The following is a 17,870-nucleotide window of genomic DNA, read 5'->3' as shown; positions in this document are numbered from 1 at the left end:
TGTAGTGCCTGGCACAGAAAAATCATTTTAGAGAATCACATCCACCGGCATATCAATTTTCATTTCCTGTTTTGTTATTATACAGTCGCGGGCGAGAATATGGACGCCGGATTCCGATGCCAGTTTAAGCGCATCCGCGAATTCCGGATGGGTGCTCCTGTTGGGGGAAAAAGAAAGAATTCCCTTCATCTGAATGACAAACAGGACATAGGCGTGATATCCTTCCATAGCGGCATCCCTGAGCTCCATAACATGTTTAACCCCGCGCCCGGTCGGTGCGTCGGGAAACATGGCGGCGCCGTCGTGTTCCAGCGTAACTCCTTTTACTTCCATAAACGACGGACATCCATCTTCTTTAAATGCCAGATCAAACCGGGATTCATGATACGTAACCTCTCTTTTCACCTCCGTTACTTCTAAGGAGAGTCCTCCTTCACTCAGCCATTCCGCGGCCGCCTGATTCGGTGCCTGTGAATCCATATTGATAAGCAGGCGTTCGTGGTTATACCCCGCATTTTCCTTATAAACGCCGATAACGGAGTAAGCGGTTTTTCTCCCCAGAGCCGCAGCATCCGGATGGAACTGCACAAGAAGCTCCGCCCCGGGTACTAAAAATTCCCGGAGCCTTCCCGTATTCTTAACATGGCAGACCTCTTCCCTGCCATTGATCATCACATGGGCGATAAACCGGTTGGGCCTCTTCAAAAATATTCCGGTTACGATATGTTCATATTGCATAAAATACACCATTGCCTTTCCTGCAGTAAATTTCTATATAAGAAGTATTCCTATTATACTGCATACGGGCACTGTATTGCAATTACGGAATGATTCCATGATTCAAGGGCGCCCTCAGTTACCCCTGTTTCCACCCCACGATTCTTCTTGCACTAACAACCAAAGTATGGTAAAATTCTTAACCAGGATACCCTCGGAATACAGGGACATACAAGGCTTTTTCCCGATTCCGGAGGGCACAAAGACAGGACAATAAAGAGGCTGAATCATTAAATAAAGAGAGGATGAAAATCATGGCAATCTACTATAGCAGTACCCGCGGCGGTGAAAAAAATGTTACGGCATCACAGGCGATCCTGAAGGGACTTGCAGAGGACGGCGGTCTTTTTATGCCGGATGAGGTTCCCGCATTTGACCGTTCTTTTGCAGAACTGGCAAAGATGAGCTACCAGGAAGTCGCTTATGAGGTGATGAAATTATTTCTTTCGGATTTTACGGAAGAGGAACTGAAAGACTGTATTAACCGTGCCTATGACAGCAAGTTTGACACAGAAGAGATTGCCCCTCTCGTAAAGGCGGACGGAGCATATTACCTTGAACTGTTCCACGGGAACACAATTGCATTCAAGGATATGGCGCTCTCGATTCTTCCCCGCCTGATGACGGTATCAGCCAGAAAGAATAAAATTGACAACACAATTGTAATCCTGACCGCAACCTCCGGGGATACCGGTAAGGCGGCCATGGCCGGCTTTGCGGACGTGGAAGGGACGAAGATTATCGTATTTTATCCGAAGGATGGCGTAAGCCGCGTGCAGGAACTGCAGATGCTTACACAGAAAGGCGATAATACAAGCGTTGTGGGAATTGACGGAAACTTTGACGATGCCCAGAACGGCGTTAAGAAGATATTTAATGATAAAGAGTTTGGAAAGGAACTGGCCGCTAAGGGATACCAGCTCTCCTCCGCAAACTCGATCAACATCGGACGTCTTGTCCCACAGATTGTTTACTATGTTTATGCATATGTAAAACTGCTTGACAACGGTGAGATTTCCGAAGGCGAGAAAATCAATATTACCGTACCGACCGGTAATTTCGGAAATATTCTGGCCGCTTACTTTGCGAAACAGATGGGCCTTCCGGTTGACAGACTGATTTGCGCCTCCAATGACAATAAAGTTTTATATGATTTCTTCCAGACCGGTATCTATGACAGAAAGAGGGAGTTTATCCTGACTTCATCACCGTCCATGGATATCCTCATTTCCAGTAACCTGGAGAGACTGATTTATCTTTCCACCGGCTGTGACGCCGCAAAGACGAAGGGACTGATGGAAGAACTCGTAAGAGACGGAAAATACACGGTTACTCCTGAAATGAGGGAGAGAATGAGCGATTTCTTCGGAGGCTTTGCAACACAGGAAGAGAACGCCGCCGAAATTAAACGTCTCTATGATGAGACCGGTTATATGATTGACACGCATACGGGCGTTGCCTCCTGCGTATATAGAAAGTATGTAAAAGAAACAAATGATACGGCTAAAACCGTAATCGCCTCCACAGCCAGCCCATATAAATTCTCCAGAAGCGTTATGGAGGCAATCTTCGGAAGCGAAGAGGGTAAGGATGAGTTTGAACTGATTGACGAGATGGAGAAAGCATCCGGGGTTGCGGTTCCGGCTGCCATCGAGGAGATTAGAAATGCTGAAATCCGCCATAATATACAGTGCACATCTGAGACTATGAAAAGCACCGTGGCTGACATTCTGAAATAGACGGATGGAAGAAATGTGACTGATTAACGTTCGGTTAGGGCGTTAGTTACTGTTCACACGGATGTATCCCGCGAGGTGTTTTCACGTGTTTTTCGTGAAAATCCCGAGTTAAGCGGCGCGAAACGGAGTTTTTTGCCGTTTTTGTGCATCGCGAAGCGGGTTACTGGGCACGGAGTGAACAGTAACGGGCGTTATGAAAAAAATGTGCTAATTTTTTAACAGTCTTCCCAAAACCATAAATATGGTATATAATAAAAGAATGTAAGTGAGAAAAGCGACAAGGAGGTTCGTAATATGTTAGTAAACGCAAAGGACATGCTTCAGAAGGCAAAAGAAGGCCAGTACGCAGTTGGGCAGTTTAATATCAACAACCTGGAATGGACAAAGGCAGTATTACAGACCGCACAGGAACAGAATTCACCGGTTATCCTGGGCGTATCTGAGGGAGCCGGCAAATATATGGCCGGATTCAAGACGGTTGCTGATATGGTAAAGGCAATGATCGATGAACTTAAGATTACAGTCCCGGTAGCGATCCACTTAGACCATGGTACTTATGACGGCTGCATGAAATGTATCGAGGCAGGTTTTTCCTCCATTATGTTTGACGGCTCTCATTATCCAATCGACGAGAACGTTGAGAAGACGAAAGAACTCGTTCGCATCTGTGCTGAAAAAGGTTTATCACTTGAGGCAGAGGTTGGTTCCATCGGCGGTGAAGAAGACGGCGTTGTAGGAATGGGCGAGTGCGCAGATCCCGATGAATGTAAGGCAATTGCAGATCTCGGCGTAGATATGCTGGCAGCGGGAATCGGCAATATTCACGGCAAATATCCGGCAAACTGGCCGGGACTCAGCTTTGAGACCCTGGAAGCCGTAAAGAATAAAACGGGCGATATGCCGTTAGTTCTCCATGGCGGTACCGGTATCCCGGAGGACATGATTAAAAGAGCAATCTCCCTTGGCGTAGCCAAGATTAATGTTAACACAGAGTGCCAGCTTGCTTTTGCAGATGCAACACGTAAATACATCGAAGCAGGCAAGGATCTGGAAGGCAAGGGCTTTGACCCGCGTAAACTTCTTGCTCCTGGTACAGCAGCAATCAAGGAAACAGTTAAGACTAAGATGGAACTCTTCGGTTCTGTCGGCAAAGCCTGATTGTAATTTAAAACGGAGTTTAACCGATGACGGTGGCAAGTGAGTTCTGAGACTTGTTTGTCATCGTTTAGAGCCGGCCTGCAGGTAATAAAGTTTCGGCATTTCGAAAGAATATTACTTACAGGCCGGCTCTGTTTTTAGATATTGATGAGAAATCCGCAGGATAAGATTCCCAGAGGCCGCGCCCCGAGGGAAATTCCGCGGATTATACTTTTTCGTCATAGTAAGGGAGAAAACAATGAGTGACTTAATTAATGTGTCTGAAATTTTCGGGAAGAACGTTTTCAATGATACTGCAATGAAAGAGCGCCTTCCGAAAAGCGTTTATAAAAAGCTGAAGCAGACCATAGAGGACGGAACGGAACTGGATCCGTCCATTGCGGATGTTGTGGCCCATGCAATGAAGGACTGGGCGATCGAGAGGGGGGCGACCCATTATTCCCACTGGTTCCAACCGCTTACAGGAGTGACGGCCGAGAAGCACGATGCCTTTATCTCGGTTCCGGATGCAGCAGGCCGCGTGATTATGGAATTTTCCGGTAAGGAGTTGATTAAGGGAGAACCGGATGCGTCTTCTTTCCCATCAGGGGGACTCCGTTCCACCTTTGAGGCCAGAGGATATACAACCTGGGACTGCACTTCCCCTGCCTTTTTGCGGGAGGACACCTGGGGCGTGACTCTCTACATACCGACGGCTTTCTGTTCTTACAGGGGCGAGGCTCTTGACAAGAAGACGCCGCTTCTGCGTTCCATGCAGGCGATCAACGAACAGTCCCTGCGGATTCTCCGCCTGTTCGGGAATACCACATCAAAACGCGTGATTCCGTATGTCGGACCGGAGCAGGAGTATTTTCTGATTGATAAAGAAAAATATTTACAGAGAAAAGATCTGATCTACGCAAACAGGACTCTGTTTGGCGCTATGCCGCCGAAAGGGCAGGAGATGGATGATCATTATTTCGGGAGTATCCGTCCGCGTGTAGGCGCTTTTATGAAAGAAGTGAATGAGGAAATGTGGCGTCTCGGCGTCTGTGCCAAGACACAGCACAATGAGGCCGCTCCGGCCCAGCATGAACTGGCTCCTGTTTATACACAGGTGAATGTTGCGGTCGACCATAACCAGATGATGATGGAGGCCTTAAAGAGGATTGCCGGCCATCACGGTCTTACCTGCCTCCTTCATGAAAAGCCGTTTGCGGGGATCAACGGTTCCGGTAAACATAACAACTGGTCCCTGACCACCGACGACGGAATTAACATGATGAATCCCGGCGAAACGCCGCATGAGAACATCCAGTTCCTTCTGGTTTTGGCCTGTATCATGAAAGCGGTTGACGTCCATGCCGATCTGTTGAGAGAATCAACGGCGGTGCCGGGCAATGATCAGCGTCTGGGAGCGGCCGAGGCTCCGCCTGCGATTATTTCCATTTTCCTTGGTGAGCAGCTGGAAGATGTCATTGACCAGCTCTGCAGTACCGGTTCCGCGGCGCATTCCAAACAGGGCGGTGTATTGAAAACAGGCGTTGCAACCCTTCCTGATTTTGCCAAGGATGCCACGGACCGCAACAGGACATCGCCGTTTGCCTTTACGGGCAATAAGTTTGAGTTCCGTATGGTAGGTTCCTCAGATTCCGTGTCTTCCCCGAATGTTGTTTTAAATACGATTGTAGCGGAGGCATTTAAGGAGGCTGCGGATCAGCTGGAAAAAGCGGACGATTTTGATATGGCTGTCCATGATATGATTAAAAAACTGTTTGCGGAGCACAGAAGGATTATCTTCAGCGGAAACGGCTATTCCGAGGAGTGGGTTAAGGAAGCGGAGAGAAGGGGACTTCCGAATCTGAGAGCGGGGATTGATTCCGTTGCGGCTTTGATTACCGATAAGGCGGTCGAGCTGTTTGAGCATTTTAGTGTTTATACGAGGGCTGAACTGGAATCCAGAGCTGAAATAGAGTATGAATCCTATGCAAAGACAATCAATATAGAGGCAAAAACTATGATCGACATGGCAGGAAAACAGATTATCCCTGCCGTGGTAGAATATACGACGCAGCTTGCAAAATCACTTTCCGCCGTCAGGGATGCCTGCCCGGAAGCAGATGTCAGCGTTCAGAAGGAACTGATTTTAGAAACATCGGCTCTTCTGTCGGAGATGAAGGCGGCGCTTTCTAACCTTGAGAATGAGGCGAAGGCGGCAACGGCGATTTCAAACAGTAAAGAGAGGGCCTATTACTGCCTGGAAAAGGTGACCGCGGCGATGAAGAAACTCAGAATACCGGCGGATAAGCTGGAGATGATTGTGGATAAAGAACTCTGGCCTTTCCCGAGCTATGGGGATTTGATATTTGAGGTGTAGGCTGTATAAAAAGCTGGTGGATAAAGGGATAACGAGTTAGCCTGTCATTCGGTTATGTGATACATGATACGTGATGTGTGATGTATGGTATTTGGTATATGCGACATATAAGGATACACTGGATATCAGGGGGAGTGTTTATCAGTATAGTATTATAAAAACAGGGACTGTTTGCGGTGATGAATCACTGAAACAGTCCCTGTTTTTTATTGGGTGGCAATGAAAAGTTCGCGAAGCGTGCTTTTCGTTGTTATCTGATATGTTTAGGTTAGGGTTGTACTGCGTTATCGTCCTGGGCCAGTGGTCAGGCCGGGGCGGAGCCCTCCGCTGCTGCCGGATCCTGAAGAACCGGAGGAGCCTGAACTGCCGGGAGGAGTCGAGCTGTTACTTCCCGAAGAAGAGCCGCCCGGCGCGGAGGAGTTCCCTGAATTGGAAGAGCCGCCCGGCGCGGAGGAACTTCCTGAGCTGGAAGAGCCGCCCGGTGCGGAGGAACTTCCTGAGTTGGAGGAGCCGCCCGGTGCGGAGGAACTTCCTGAGTTGGAGCCGCCCGGTGCGGAGGAACTTCCTGAACTGGAAGATCCGCCGGGTGCAGCTACATTGCCGCCATTGCCGGAAGAAGATCCTGCATTCGTCACATTGCCCGTCGGTCCGCCGGATGAGCTGCCCGAGGAACCGGACGGTGAACCGCTGTTTCCTGAACCGCCCGATGGAGAACTGCTATTCCCGGAAGTTCCTCCCGGAGATTGGGTAGAGTTGTTCGTCTGGTTGGAATTCTGGGAGCCTGAAGAATTTTTCAGGTCATTCAGGTTAAACGAACTGTCTGCAAGTCCACTCATATTGTTTGTTTCATTCTGACACACACCATTTTGATCAAAGGTGTAGTTTACGTTATCAATCACACGGGAAACATTCTCCGTCATTTTACCAGTTTCCGGATCGAGATAATAATATTTGCCGGAGAGGTTAATCCATCCCGTCTGCATATGGCCGTTCTGATTAAAATAGAACCAGGAACCGTCTATTTTTCTCCATCCTCTTGTCATTCGTCCGGAGTTGGTGCTCATGTAATATTTGCTGCCGTTGCTGTCGCTCAGCCAGCCGCTCAGCATCTTTCCTTCATGCAGATAGTAGTATTCACCGTCAATCTGCTGCCAGCCCGACAACATCCGTCCGCTGCTGTCCAGATAGTACCAGGCATTGTCCACTTTCTGCCATCCGGTGCGCAGTTTGCCGTCGGTTCCGAAATAATACCAGTTATTGTCAATTTGCTGCCAGCCGGTATACATCTTACCGTCATTTGCAAGAAGATAACGTGCCCCTTCAATATCGGTCCATCCCCGGAGCAGTTCACCGGTAGGATTAAAATAGTACCATGCATTGTCAATCTGATACCATCCCTTGGCCATGGAGCCGTCACTCTTGAGGTAATAGTAGGTGTCATTTCCTACTTTCAGCCATTCGGTTACCATTGTTCCGTCATTATTCAGGTAGTACCATTTATTATTGTCCTGTATCCATCCTGTGGCCATCGCTCCATCCGATTTAAAATAATACCATTTGGAGGTGGAGGTATCTTTGCGCCATCCGGTTATCATCTTACCGGTATTGTCGTTCAGGTAGAAATATTTGTCGTCAATATGGAGCCAGCCCTTATGCTGAGTTCCATCTTCCTTCATGTAGTACCAGCCGTTGCCATCATTGATCCATCCCGTCTGTTTCTTATAGTCGGAATAATAATACCAGTTGTTGTTAATCTGTCGCCACTGCTTGGCAGGGATTGCGTTGGAAAAATCTTTGTACGCAAAGTTAATATCCACATCGCCGGAAATACCGGCTATCGTTCCCTGATTTGTGGCCTGCCACATGGAGGCCTTATTATATGTATGTTTTGTTTCATAGCGGGCAACCCATACGTCGTATGTGACTTTACTCATGTCGATCTTATTGGTAAGCCAGTAGTCATTGGCATAGAGCATCGGATAATAGCCGGCATCTTTTACCTTTTTACAGAAAGCATTGATAATGTCACTGAGCTGGGACGGCGTAAGCGTACTCATAACCGAAGCTTCCACATCAAATACGACAGGATAGGAAATCGGGTAATCCTTGATCAGATCAAGGACAAAATCAGCCTCCTGGACCGCCATATCGGTAGTGGTGGCATAAGAATAAATATACGCTCCCACTTTAAGGCCCGCCGCCGCTGCCGCATTTGCATTTGACTTAAAAAAAGGATCCACTGCATTGTCATACCGCGTACCGAGCATAACAAACTGGATGTCGTCATTGGCAACGGCAGTCCAGTCAATAGCCTGTTTCCAGTGAGAAACGTCGATACCCCTGGCTACGACTCCGGCAATGGTAGTGCCGTCGCTGCCAACATATACGCCGTTATTTTTAGTCCAGGAAACGGCGGCCAGACTTTCTGATGCCGGGGCCAGACTCATCAGCCCGATCAGACAGGCAAGCCCCAGCGCCCGGATACGTTTCTTGTGTATCATAATACTCCTCCTCCTGCGTAAAACATACGGTAACCTGCGGGAAAGGCTCCCGGCAGATACTGTATCTGCTGCATTTATTATAACCTCTGCCGGATTCGGGAAAAACGCTCTGGTGTTCCTGAATGATTTAACCCGGTTTTGGCAATTTTGGTAATTTTGGTAAAACGGAATTTAGCGCCCGAATTTCTGCGGTGGACGCAGAAACCGGCAGTTCTTCCTGCGGTGACTAGAATTTAGGGCGTCATGCCATGAATTCGACAGAGTGGCGACTTTGTCGACACTCTGAGGTATAATGTCCACTTTGTGGACATTATACCATATTTACCTAGTGAAGTTATAAATAATTTATTACAATTGGGGAAAAATGGCGTTTTAGGCCGGGAAGAGCCTGGATATTCTCTTGTAATACAGCTTTGCATAATGGTACATGACAATCGTATATTCGCCGAATTCCTCGCCTTCCAGACTTTTGAAGACCGCCCAGAGACACCAGAGAAAGCCGCCGAGAGCTGCATATGCGTAAGTGACGATCCGTTCCTCGGGAGATGGGACACGCTCGAGGTAGAGCTCCAGGAGGCGATCCAGTTCTTCTTCATTGTAATAGGAATAGATGCTGCACATTGAAATATCAATCAGAGGATCGTGCATAGCTGCATACTCCCAGTCGATCAGGCGGACGGAACCGTCGGGAAGAAAGAGAAAATTATCGGCAACTGAGTCGATGTGGGAGAGGCAGCATGGCCGGTCAAACTTCTCAACACGATCTAACAGCGTATTCATCCAGCCTCGGACTTCATTATAGTCTTCAAAAAGCAGCAGTTCATGGTGATGGCAGAGCGCTTCATAAAAATCAATCCGTTCTCTGAGGTTAAAACGATGCTCAACCTTCAGGTTGGATTGATGCAGTTTGCGCAGAATGGCCATACAGGCGGCAATGTCATCCCAGTTTTTTGCATTTGCATTTCTGGACCCCTCATAAAACTTTGCAATCTTATATCCATTTTCACCATCAAAATAAATAATATGTTCAGTAATATCAAGAGGTTCAACCGCATGATAGGAGGCCTCTTCTTCTTTGCGGTTGATGAGCAGTTCTGTGCCGGGACCGGGAATGCGGCAGATATAATGTTCATTATTAACTTCAAACAGGAAAGATTTGTTGGTCATTCCGGATTTGAGACAGCGGATGTTGCTGATTGCGGATTCTTTCACCTGAAATACCTGGGAAACGAGACGCATTGCTTCATTGTCTGAATGGTTTCTGTATTTGGGATCAAACTGACGAAGCTCTTCCAGGTTTTCAAATTCATATACCTGATCCTCAGGCTGACAGTTCATGTGAAAATCAAGTTTATCAATATGATTCAGTAAAACCTGTTCCCAGTAACACTGTTCGGTTCCGGGCCGGTTATAGTCGGCCTCCAACAGCGGTATGAAGGAGTCGGAAAAGCTTTTGGACAAAAAAGCTGGACCGTACATCACCCAGGAGTCCTGTCCACCTACAACAACGGAGGTAACCTTTCCTTTTTTGTTGGCGCCGAGGCACCATTCGGATGTGTTCCCTTCCATATAAACGGCAGAATACCAGGAGCCGCACTCGTAAGTGTGGAACATGTTGTTACGAATCCAGTTGTCGGAGACAAGCAGATACATATTCCTGCCACGGAAAAACTCCCTGGCCTGATAGACTGTAGCAAGGGTGCCTTTGGAAGTGTACTCAGGGTTATAAAAAAGCTTTACATTATATTTATCAATCAAATACTCAAACTTTTCCTTTAAATAACCGACTACGAGTGTGATGTCGGTTATTCCCGCCTCATGGAGCTGGCGGATCTGGCGCTCAATCATTCTTTCCCCAAAAACCTCGAGAAGTCCCTTGGGTGTTTCAAAGGAAAGAGGAACGAAGCGCGAACCGAATCCGGCCGCAGTGATAACGGCGCCGTCCACCCGGTATTGCTCCAGATAGTCCATTCCCTTTTTGGTTAAGCTGTATTTACCGTGCTCAGAACGGTTCTGAATCAGACCGTCGTTGATGCAGTCGCTGACCAGTTTATTAACACTTCCGAGAGAAACGCCCAGAATTGAGGATAGCTCTCTCTGTGTGACATCAGAATCTTCATAAATGCTTCTGCATATTAACCCATATCGATCCATGGTGGAACCTCCGTTTTAATGTATGATAATGTGTGTTATAATAAATTGTAGAAATTAAGCGGGTTATTACATATATTTAAAAAACGACATTTTGATAGAATGTTCAAAAATGTGATTTTACATATAGATATGAACATTATAGCATGAAATTCTTAATTGTAAACCTCAATTCTTATGATTGTATTAATATAAAAACAATAATGAGTTAAAAACGATTTTTTGTAACAATTCTGTAAGGAAATGCACAGATAAAAGTTATGGTAATTTCGGAATAGATATATTATAATGTGAATGTATCGGAGACAGGGTCAACTTCCCAGAAAATGAATCGGTAGCATGAAGTGCAAAAATTTCACTTTGTAACAAAAAGTTGGAAAATTTGTAAAAAAACTATTGATAATTTTCCTTATCCGAAGTATAATGACCTCGTAATGCAATTAGGAAATTTCGAGAAATAGTTCAAAAAGAAAAAAGGAGAGTGCATTAATTATGAGAAAGCAGACTAAATTAGTTGCAGTTCTTTCTGCAGCAGCTTTACTCGCTATGGGTGCTTCCATGACATCTTTCGCCGCTGGTTGGGAAAAAGATGATGCTGGAATCTGGCACTATTATGATAGTGATGACGAGATGGTAACTGGAGAATGGAAGAAAGACGGTGGAAAGTGGTTCTACTTAGATGATGACGGCGAAATGCTGACAGATTCTTGGGTTGACGATGAGTACTATGTTGGTGAAGACGGCGCTATGCTGGTTAACCAGTGGAAGAAAACCATTTCCGACGACGACATGGATGATCCAGACGAAGACGGTGAAAACTGGTACTATTTCGGTAGCAAGGGTAAGAAAGTAACCGATGATTCCAAGAAGATCAACGGAAAGACATACTACTTTGACGAAGAAGGCAAGATGGAATACGGCTGGTACGGCAAAGGAGATAACGTTTACTACTTAGGCGGAGAAGATGAAGGTGCAAGAGCTACTGGCTGGTTATGGTTAGAGGCTCCGGATTCTGAGGATGAAGATGATCAGGATGCTACAACAATTCTTGGCCATGAGAGCGACGACACAGACGTTTGTGACGACGAAGGCTGGTACTACTTCGGCAGCGATGGTAAAATGTACACAAGCGCTAAGCAGAAGAAGATCAATGGCAAGTACTACTACTTCAACAACCATGGCCAGATGTTATATGAGTGGATCAACGGTGTTAAAGCACCGATGGGATCCAACGCTCAGTTAGACACTGACGACGGTACTAAGGCATCTGCAAGCGATGTTCGTTATATGAACGTAGTAGAAGAAGGCTGGAGAGCCGATGGTTGGTATCAGATCGACGGTGCTGATGTACTTGGTGCAGGAGATGATACAGACTGGTACTACTTCAAAGACGGTAAAGCTAAAAAAGCTGAATACACAGATGTTACCGGCTTATGGGATGGTGACGATCAGGTTATCAGAGCTAAAATTAAAATTAATGGAAAATATTTCTGCTTCAACGAAAACGGCCAGATGCAGACAGGTCTGCAGGCAATCGGTAACTATGCAGATAAGAAGACCAACTTATACTACTTCGATGAAAACGGTTATATGAAGACGGGTAAAGTTTCTAATGTAGAAGAAGAGAATGATAGCTTTACTTACTACTTCGAGACAAAGAACGGTAAGAATGGCCAGGGTGTAATGGGTGAGAAATCCGGATACCTGTACTGGAATGGTAAGAGGCTTGAGGCTGATGATGACTACAAGATCTACAAAGTAGAAGGAAACTACTACGTTGTAAATAACAAGGGTAAACTTCAGAAGTCCACAAGCAAAGAGTACGAGATCGAGAATAAAGACGGTACAGAGTACAAATTCCAGATTGGTAAGAAGACCTATCAGATCGAAAAGATCACTTCAATCGATGGCAAAGCTACTACTGCTGCCCAAGAAAAAGATTTCGCATCCTTAGAGGCAAGCTTACCATACATCGAATTATATGACAGTGTAATTTATACAGATGGTAGCAAGAATGATATCCGCGTTAAATCTGCTAAGACATTTAGCGAAGAGACCGATGCTGTAGACAAAAAAGCTGTTGCAACAACTTCTGAAGACGAAGAATAATCTATAACTTAATTTTACTAAGAATATTTAGTAAAATATAAAGCAGGCAGTAAACTAATCAGTTGGTTAGTTTACTGCCTGCTTTTATTATGGCTTTAGCTAGTCTCAGGCATTTCCATTTTTTGTGTTCCGAAAAATGGAAATGCCTGAAACAGAAAACCACCTGCTTCGCGTGTGGTATAGTAAGTGTTTATAGCTACTATCTAAGAAAGGAAAGATGATTTTAATGGCACACAAGAATCATGATAATATGGCACATACAAAGTGGATGTGCAACCACATTGTGTTCACTCCTAAGTAGACAAAAAGCGATTTATAATCAAAACAAAGAAAGTATCCAAGATATTTTAAAGACGATATGCGGATACAATGGAGTGGAGATAATAGAGGGGCACTTAATACCAGATCATATCCATATGCTGGTAAGTATATCGCCGAAATATAGTATGTCCAGCTCTATGGGTAACTATCCCTTATAGGAGCGAGCAAATCACCCGTTTGACGGGTGGTCATGATTTGACCATTTATAAAAAGCCAAAATAGAAGGGCTGTGGAAAAAGGAATTAAATCAACTCCATTTTTTCACAGCCCCTCTGATTTAACCACTAAAACTTTGAGTGCATGTTAATGCTTTCTCTTATTTAGCATCATCAATATGAACTTCTTTAGCTTCACCGGTGGTTGTAATAATGCTGTCAATCAGCTCGATCTCTGGAACATCAAATGCTGCGATTTCTTTCTGAGCATCATCGCTGCTGTTTGCTACATCAATTTTGTTGCCACTGAAAGCAAAGATTACATCCTCAGCACCTGTGTTCTCAACATCATATTTCTTAGTCTTAGATTTCTGGATTTTACCTTTGTTGTTTACAAGGTAGTAGTTTCCTTCAACTTTGTATACTCTGTAATCATCGTCAGCTTCCAGTCTCTTACCGTTCCAGTATAAGTAACCATCTTTTTCGCCAGTTACGCCCTTACCATTGCCGCCGTTCTTGGTCTGGAAATAGTAAGTAAAGGAATCATTCTCTTCTTCAACGTTAGCAACTTTGCCTGTCTTCATATAGCCGTTCTCATCGAAGTAGTAGGTATTGCCTTCAATATACTGTAACCCTGTCTGCATCTGTCCAATTTCATTAAAGCAGAAGTATTTGCCATTGATTTTGATTCTTTCTCTATAAACCTCAGAACCACCATCATTCAGGCCATTTTTAGAATTTTTGGCTCTCTTAGCTTCGCCGTCCTTGAAGTAGTACCAGTCTGTATCGTTGTTAGCGCCTGTATCCTCCGCACCGTCGATTTCATACCAGCCGTCAGCTCTCCAACCTTCTTCTACTACGTTAGTATAGATCATGTGGCCAGCTTCAGCAGCACCTGGTGTTGCAGCGTTACCATCTAACTGAGCGTTAGAACCAGCAGTAACCTTAGCGCCGTTAATCCACTCGTATAACATCTGACCATGCTCGTTGAAGAAGTAATATTTTCCGTTTACTTTCTTCTTCTTAGCATCTTTATACATTTTTCCGTTAGAACCGAAGTAGTACCAGCCTTCTTCGTCGCAGATGTCTTCGTCATCGCTGTGGCCGTTAACGGTAACGTCTTCCTCTTCCGGAACCTCTAACCATAACCAACCACTTGTTCTTGCGCCGTCGTCTTCCTCACCTAAGTAGTAAACGTCTTCGCCATCCTGATACCAGCCATCTCTCATCTTACCATCTTCATTGAAGAAATAAGTTTTTCCATTGATTTTCTTGGATTCATCAGTAGTTTTCTTACCTTTGCTTCCGAAGTAGTACCATGCTTCTCCGTCATCTTCCGGATCATCCATGTCTTCGTCAGCCAAGGTTTTCTTCCATGTGTTGATCAGCATAGCACCGTCATCACCAACATAGTACTCGTCGTCAACCCAAGAATCTGTCAGCATTTCGCCGTCATCATCTAAGTAGAACCACTTTCCACCGTCTTTTTTCCACTCTCCTGTAATCATCTCGTCATCACTATCATAGTAGTGCCAGATTCCAGCGTCATCTTTTTCCCAACCAGCGGCGAAAGATGTCATGGAAGCACCCATAGCGAGTAAAGCTGCTGCAGAAAGAACTGCAACTAATTTAGTCTGCTTTCTCATAATTAATGCACTCTCCTTTTTTTCTTTTTGAACTATTTCTCGAAATTTCCTAATTGCATTACGAGGTCATTATACTTCGGATATGGAAAATTATAGTGAACAGTAAGAAAACAATGATTTTCAGCTTTTTTATTAATCAAACCAGATATAAAAACAAAAAAGTTATCCGCTAAAAAATGAAAAGATGAAGAAAATGAAAAAATAAAAGACATAAAAAGATAATAGACATAAAAAATTAAAATATGGGAACCATAATAGGAAAATTATAACTTTAATGGAGGAACACATGAAAAGAATAGTACTTTTCCTTATTGCCATGGCAATGTCGGCAGTTTTACTGACTGCATGCAGCAAAAAAGATACAGCTGATAATTATGTAACCGAACAGAATGATATTATGGATAAAATGCAGGAAGAAATGGATAAGGTTCAGGATACGGGAAATGCAACACTGGATTTTCTTTATGGAATGATACCGCATCATGAGTCGGCGATTGAAATGTCCAAGAGTTATTTAAAATATGCAAAAGGCAGGGATAAACAGGAGTTCAAGGAGCTGGCAGAGGATATTATCGAAGCTCAACAGGAAGAAATAAAGCAGATGAAAGAAATGGCAAAAGAGATAGAGAAGAAGCAGGAGACTGATTATGAAGACGAGCAATCCTATCTCAAAGATTATCATGCTTTGATGAAAGGTCATGATATGGATCACAATATGATAACAAGTGATCTCGATACTGCCTTTGCAGAGGGGATGATTATGCACCATCAAATGGCGGTTGATATGGCCGAAGCAATTTTAAAATATACAAATGAAGAGGACGTCATTGAATTTGCAAAAAATATCATAGAGGTGCAGGAAGATGAGATTGCACAGATGCAGAGTTTTTTAGATGCTCATGCTGATAATAAAAGCCATAACCATTAGCAGCCAATAGCTTTATCTGTTCATAAGAAATCCCGAAATAAGCATTTTGTTTTATACAAAACCGGATGAATATGCCCTCTCATCCGGTTTTATTCGGCAGGATACATGAAAATGATGAGCTTTAAAAGAGTTTCATAATTACCTTGAGAACAAATAAAGTCATTAAAAAGCATAAAGTAAATAAAATATATGAGGAAAAAGAAAACACCTTAATAAAAAATTAAAACTTACAGCGAAGTTAAAAAGTTCAGGAAGGTTGATTTAAGAATCAACAGATGCTATACTGTAAAAAGCCTTTAAACAGGGGCTTTATGAAGACATAAGGAGATTTAACACATGGCGAAGGCTACACCAAAGAAGGATCCGAATGCTCTGGCCGAGGTGGCCGGGAATGTTTTTGCAGGGATTATGGCGGTATTTACATTTGTTGTTTTGGCAGTATTTCCGCTTTATTATCATAATTACTATTTTGATATTTTGAAGGCAAAATACAAGTTTTATTGGATAACGGTTGTTGCGATGGCTGTGATATGTCTGATTGTCGCTCTTGTATTTTTGTTTGTAGACCGGATGGAATATGACGGTGTCAACACAAAACGGTTTTTCAGCCATTTTCGTTTTGACAGTTTAAAAAAACAGCCGGCGGCATACAAATTCCTGATTCTGTTTTTAATTCTGGCGGCAATTTCGACATTGTTATCGGATTACAAATTTGAATCATTTTGGGGGAATGAAGGGAGATTCAGTGGCTTATTCCTGATATCTCTTTATGCATTGGGCGTATTTATGATCGGGAAGCTTGGAAAGATCAAAAAGTGGTATCTGGATCTTTTCCTGTTGTCTGGAGTTCTGGTTTGCCTATTTGGAATTACGGATTATTTCAGGATGGATCTCCTTCACTGGAAGGCGGGAGTTACAACAACGCAGGCGGATTCCTTTACGTCTACCCTTGGAAACATTAATACCTATACGGCTTATGTTGCACTGGTATTGGGAGTGGCATGCGGACTTTTTACCACGGAGAAAAATATCTTTCGTAATATCTGGTATTTTATTGTACTGCTGATTGGTTTCTTTGCTATTATTACAGGTCAGAGTGATAATGCTTATCTGGCATTAGGGGCAGTATTTGCACTTTTTCCTCTTGCACTTTTTGCAACAAGAAAAGGCATAATCCGCTATATTACAGTGATAGCCTCGTTCATGTCGGTTATTAAGGTAATTGATGAGATTAATAAGAAAATGGCGGAGAAAGTAATCGGATTAAGCGGCATTTTCGATGTACTGGTAAGGCATAAGTATCTGGAAGTTATTGTTATTGCATTGTGGCTTTTGGTTGCTGTATTATATATAGGTGACCGTGTCCTGATGAAGGACAAAGAAGACAAGGTCGGTAAATGGCTTCGGATTACATGGTTCTGCCTGATCGCCGCTGGTGTTGCCGCGGTAATTGCAGTTTTGTATGATGCAAACTTCGGGCCAAATCCGGAGAAATATTCGTCGTTATCAGGATATTTGGTGTTTAACGACAGTTGGGGAACGAACCGGGGATACTGTTGGCGTATCGGATGGGAATCTTATATGCAGCAGCCGCTTATTCACAAGCTGTTTGGGTTTGGACCGGATACCTTTGGTATTCTCACCTGGCCATTCAGGCAGGACTCCCTTGATACGTACGGCGTATTTTTTGAAAGCGCCCACAACGAGTATTTTCAGTATCTTGTTACAATGGGGCCGTTTACCATGATTGCATACATTCTTTTCCTTGTATCCAGTTGTGCGAGAATGTTCAGATATGCCAAAGTACAGCCATGGATTCTGGCTCCTTTAGGAGCAACGGTTTGTTATGGAGCGCAGGCGCTTGTTAATATTAATCTTCCGATTGCGACACCGGTTATGTGGGCTCTTTTGGCAGTTGGATTGGCGATGTGCAAAAATGCATCGGAAACTGCAAAGGGTTCGGACAAACAGGAAACAGCCGTACAGAATCAGTAGCGTGAATGTGAATATCCAGAAGTAATTATAGTGA

At 44.3% G+C, this 17,870-nt stretch carries 10 protein-coding genes and 1 pseudogene; 7 read left to right on the top strand and 4 right to left on the bottom strand.

Going from position 1 to position 17,870, the window contains the following annotated elements:
* Positions 1–27: 27 nt before the first annotated feature.
* Complete coding sequence (gene sfsA, locus V3C10_19275) at positions 28–738, bottom strand: DNA/RNA nuclease SfsA (protein WVP64667.1); 711 nt, start codon at positions 736–738, stop codon at positions 28–30.
* 293 nt (positions 739–1,031) lie between these two features.
* Between sfsA and thrC the strand changes: the two genes are divergently transcribed.
* The 3 genes from thrC (at position 1,032) to V3C10_19260 (ending at position 6,030) form a co-directional block, all read left to right on the top strand.
* Positions 1,032–2,516 (top strand): threonine synthase, encoded by a 1,485-nt coding sequence (thrC, locus tag V3C10_19270; protein ID WVP61422.1) that lies wholly within the window; start codon positions 1,032–1,034, stop codon positions 2,514–2,516.
* Between the two features lie 294 nt (positions 2,517–2,810).
* Positions 2,811–3,674 (top strand): class II fructose-1,6-bisphosphate aldolase, encoded by an 864-nt coding sequence (fba, locus tag V3C10_19265; protein ID WVP61421.1) that lies wholly within the window; start codon positions 2,811–2,813, stop codon positions 3,672–3,674.
* A gap of 238 nt (positions 3,675–3,912) precedes the next feature.
* Positions 3,913–6,030, top strand: coding sequence for a glutamine synthetase III (locus V3C10_19260; GenBank protein WVP61420.1), 2,118 nt, complete (start codon positions 3,913–3,915; stop codon positions 6,028–6,030).
* 284 nt (positions 6,031–6,314) lie between these two features.
* Here the strand turns inward: V3C10_19260 and V3C10_19255 are convergent, their stop codons facing one another.
* Both V3C10_19255 and V3C10_19250 read right to left on the bottom strand, forming a co-directional pair.
* Positions 6,315–8,531: a GH25 family lysozyme gene (locus tag V3C10_19255; GenBank protein WVP61419.1), complete on the bottom strand. Its 2,217-nt coding sequence runs from the start codon at positions 8,529–8,531 to the stop codon at positions 6,315–6,317.
* 372 nt (positions 8,532–8,903) lie between these two features.
* Positions 8,904–10,685: a phosphotransferase gene (locus V3C10_19250; GenBank protein WVP61418.1), complete on the bottom strand. Its 1,782-nt coding sequence runs from the start codon at positions 10,683–10,685 to the stop codon at positions 8,904–8,906.
* A gap of 489 nt (positions 10,686–11,174) precedes the next feature.
* Here V3C10_19250 and V3C10_19245 point away from each other — a divergent pair, with 489 nt between their 5' ends.
* Both V3C10_19245 and tnpA read left to right on the top strand, forming a co-directional pair.
* Entirely contained in the window at positions 11,175–12,791 is a 1,617-nt protein-coding gene (locus V3C10_19245; GenBank protein ID WVP61417.1) for a glucan-binding protein, read from the top strand.
* Between the two features lie 226 nt (positions 12,792–13,017).
* Positions 13,018–13,255, top strand: a pseudogene (gene tnpA, locus V3C10_19240) (IS200/IS605 family transposase).
* Between the two features lie 173 nt (positions 13,256–13,428).
* Here the strand turns inward: tnpA and V3C10_19235 are convergent.
* Positions 13,429–14,913, bottom strand: a complete 1,485-nt coding sequence (locus tag V3C10_19235; protein ID WVP61416.1) for a glucan-binding protein — start codon at positions 14,911–14,913, stop codon at positions 13,429–13,431.
* A 286-nt stretch (positions 14,914–15,199) separates the two neighbouring features.
* Between V3C10_19235 and V3C10_19230 the strand changes: the two genes are divergently transcribed.
* Both V3C10_19230 and V3C10_19225 read left to right on the top strand, forming a co-directional pair.
* Positions 15,200–15,841 carry a DUF305 domain-containing protein gene (locus V3C10_19230; GenBank protein WVP61415.1) on the top strand — a complete coding sequence of 214 codons (642 nt, stop codon included), beginning with the start codon at positions 15,200–15,202 and terminating at the stop codon, positions 15,839–15,841.
* Between the two features lie 336 nt (positions 15,842–16,177).
* Entirely contained in the window at positions 16,178–17,836 is a 1,659-nt protein-coding gene (locus tag V3C10_19225) for an O-antigen ligase family protein (GenBank protein ID WVP61414.1), read from the top strand.
* Positions 17,837–17,870: the final 34 nt, after the last annotated feature.

The organism is [Clostridium] symbiosum, from assembly GCA_036419695.1.
In the GTDB taxonomy this organism is placed as follows: Bacteria; Bacillota; Clostridia; order Lachnospirales; family Lachnospiraceae; genus Otoolea; species Otoolea symbiosa_A.
This window is presented reverse-complemented; position numbering and strand designations above follow the sequence as displayed.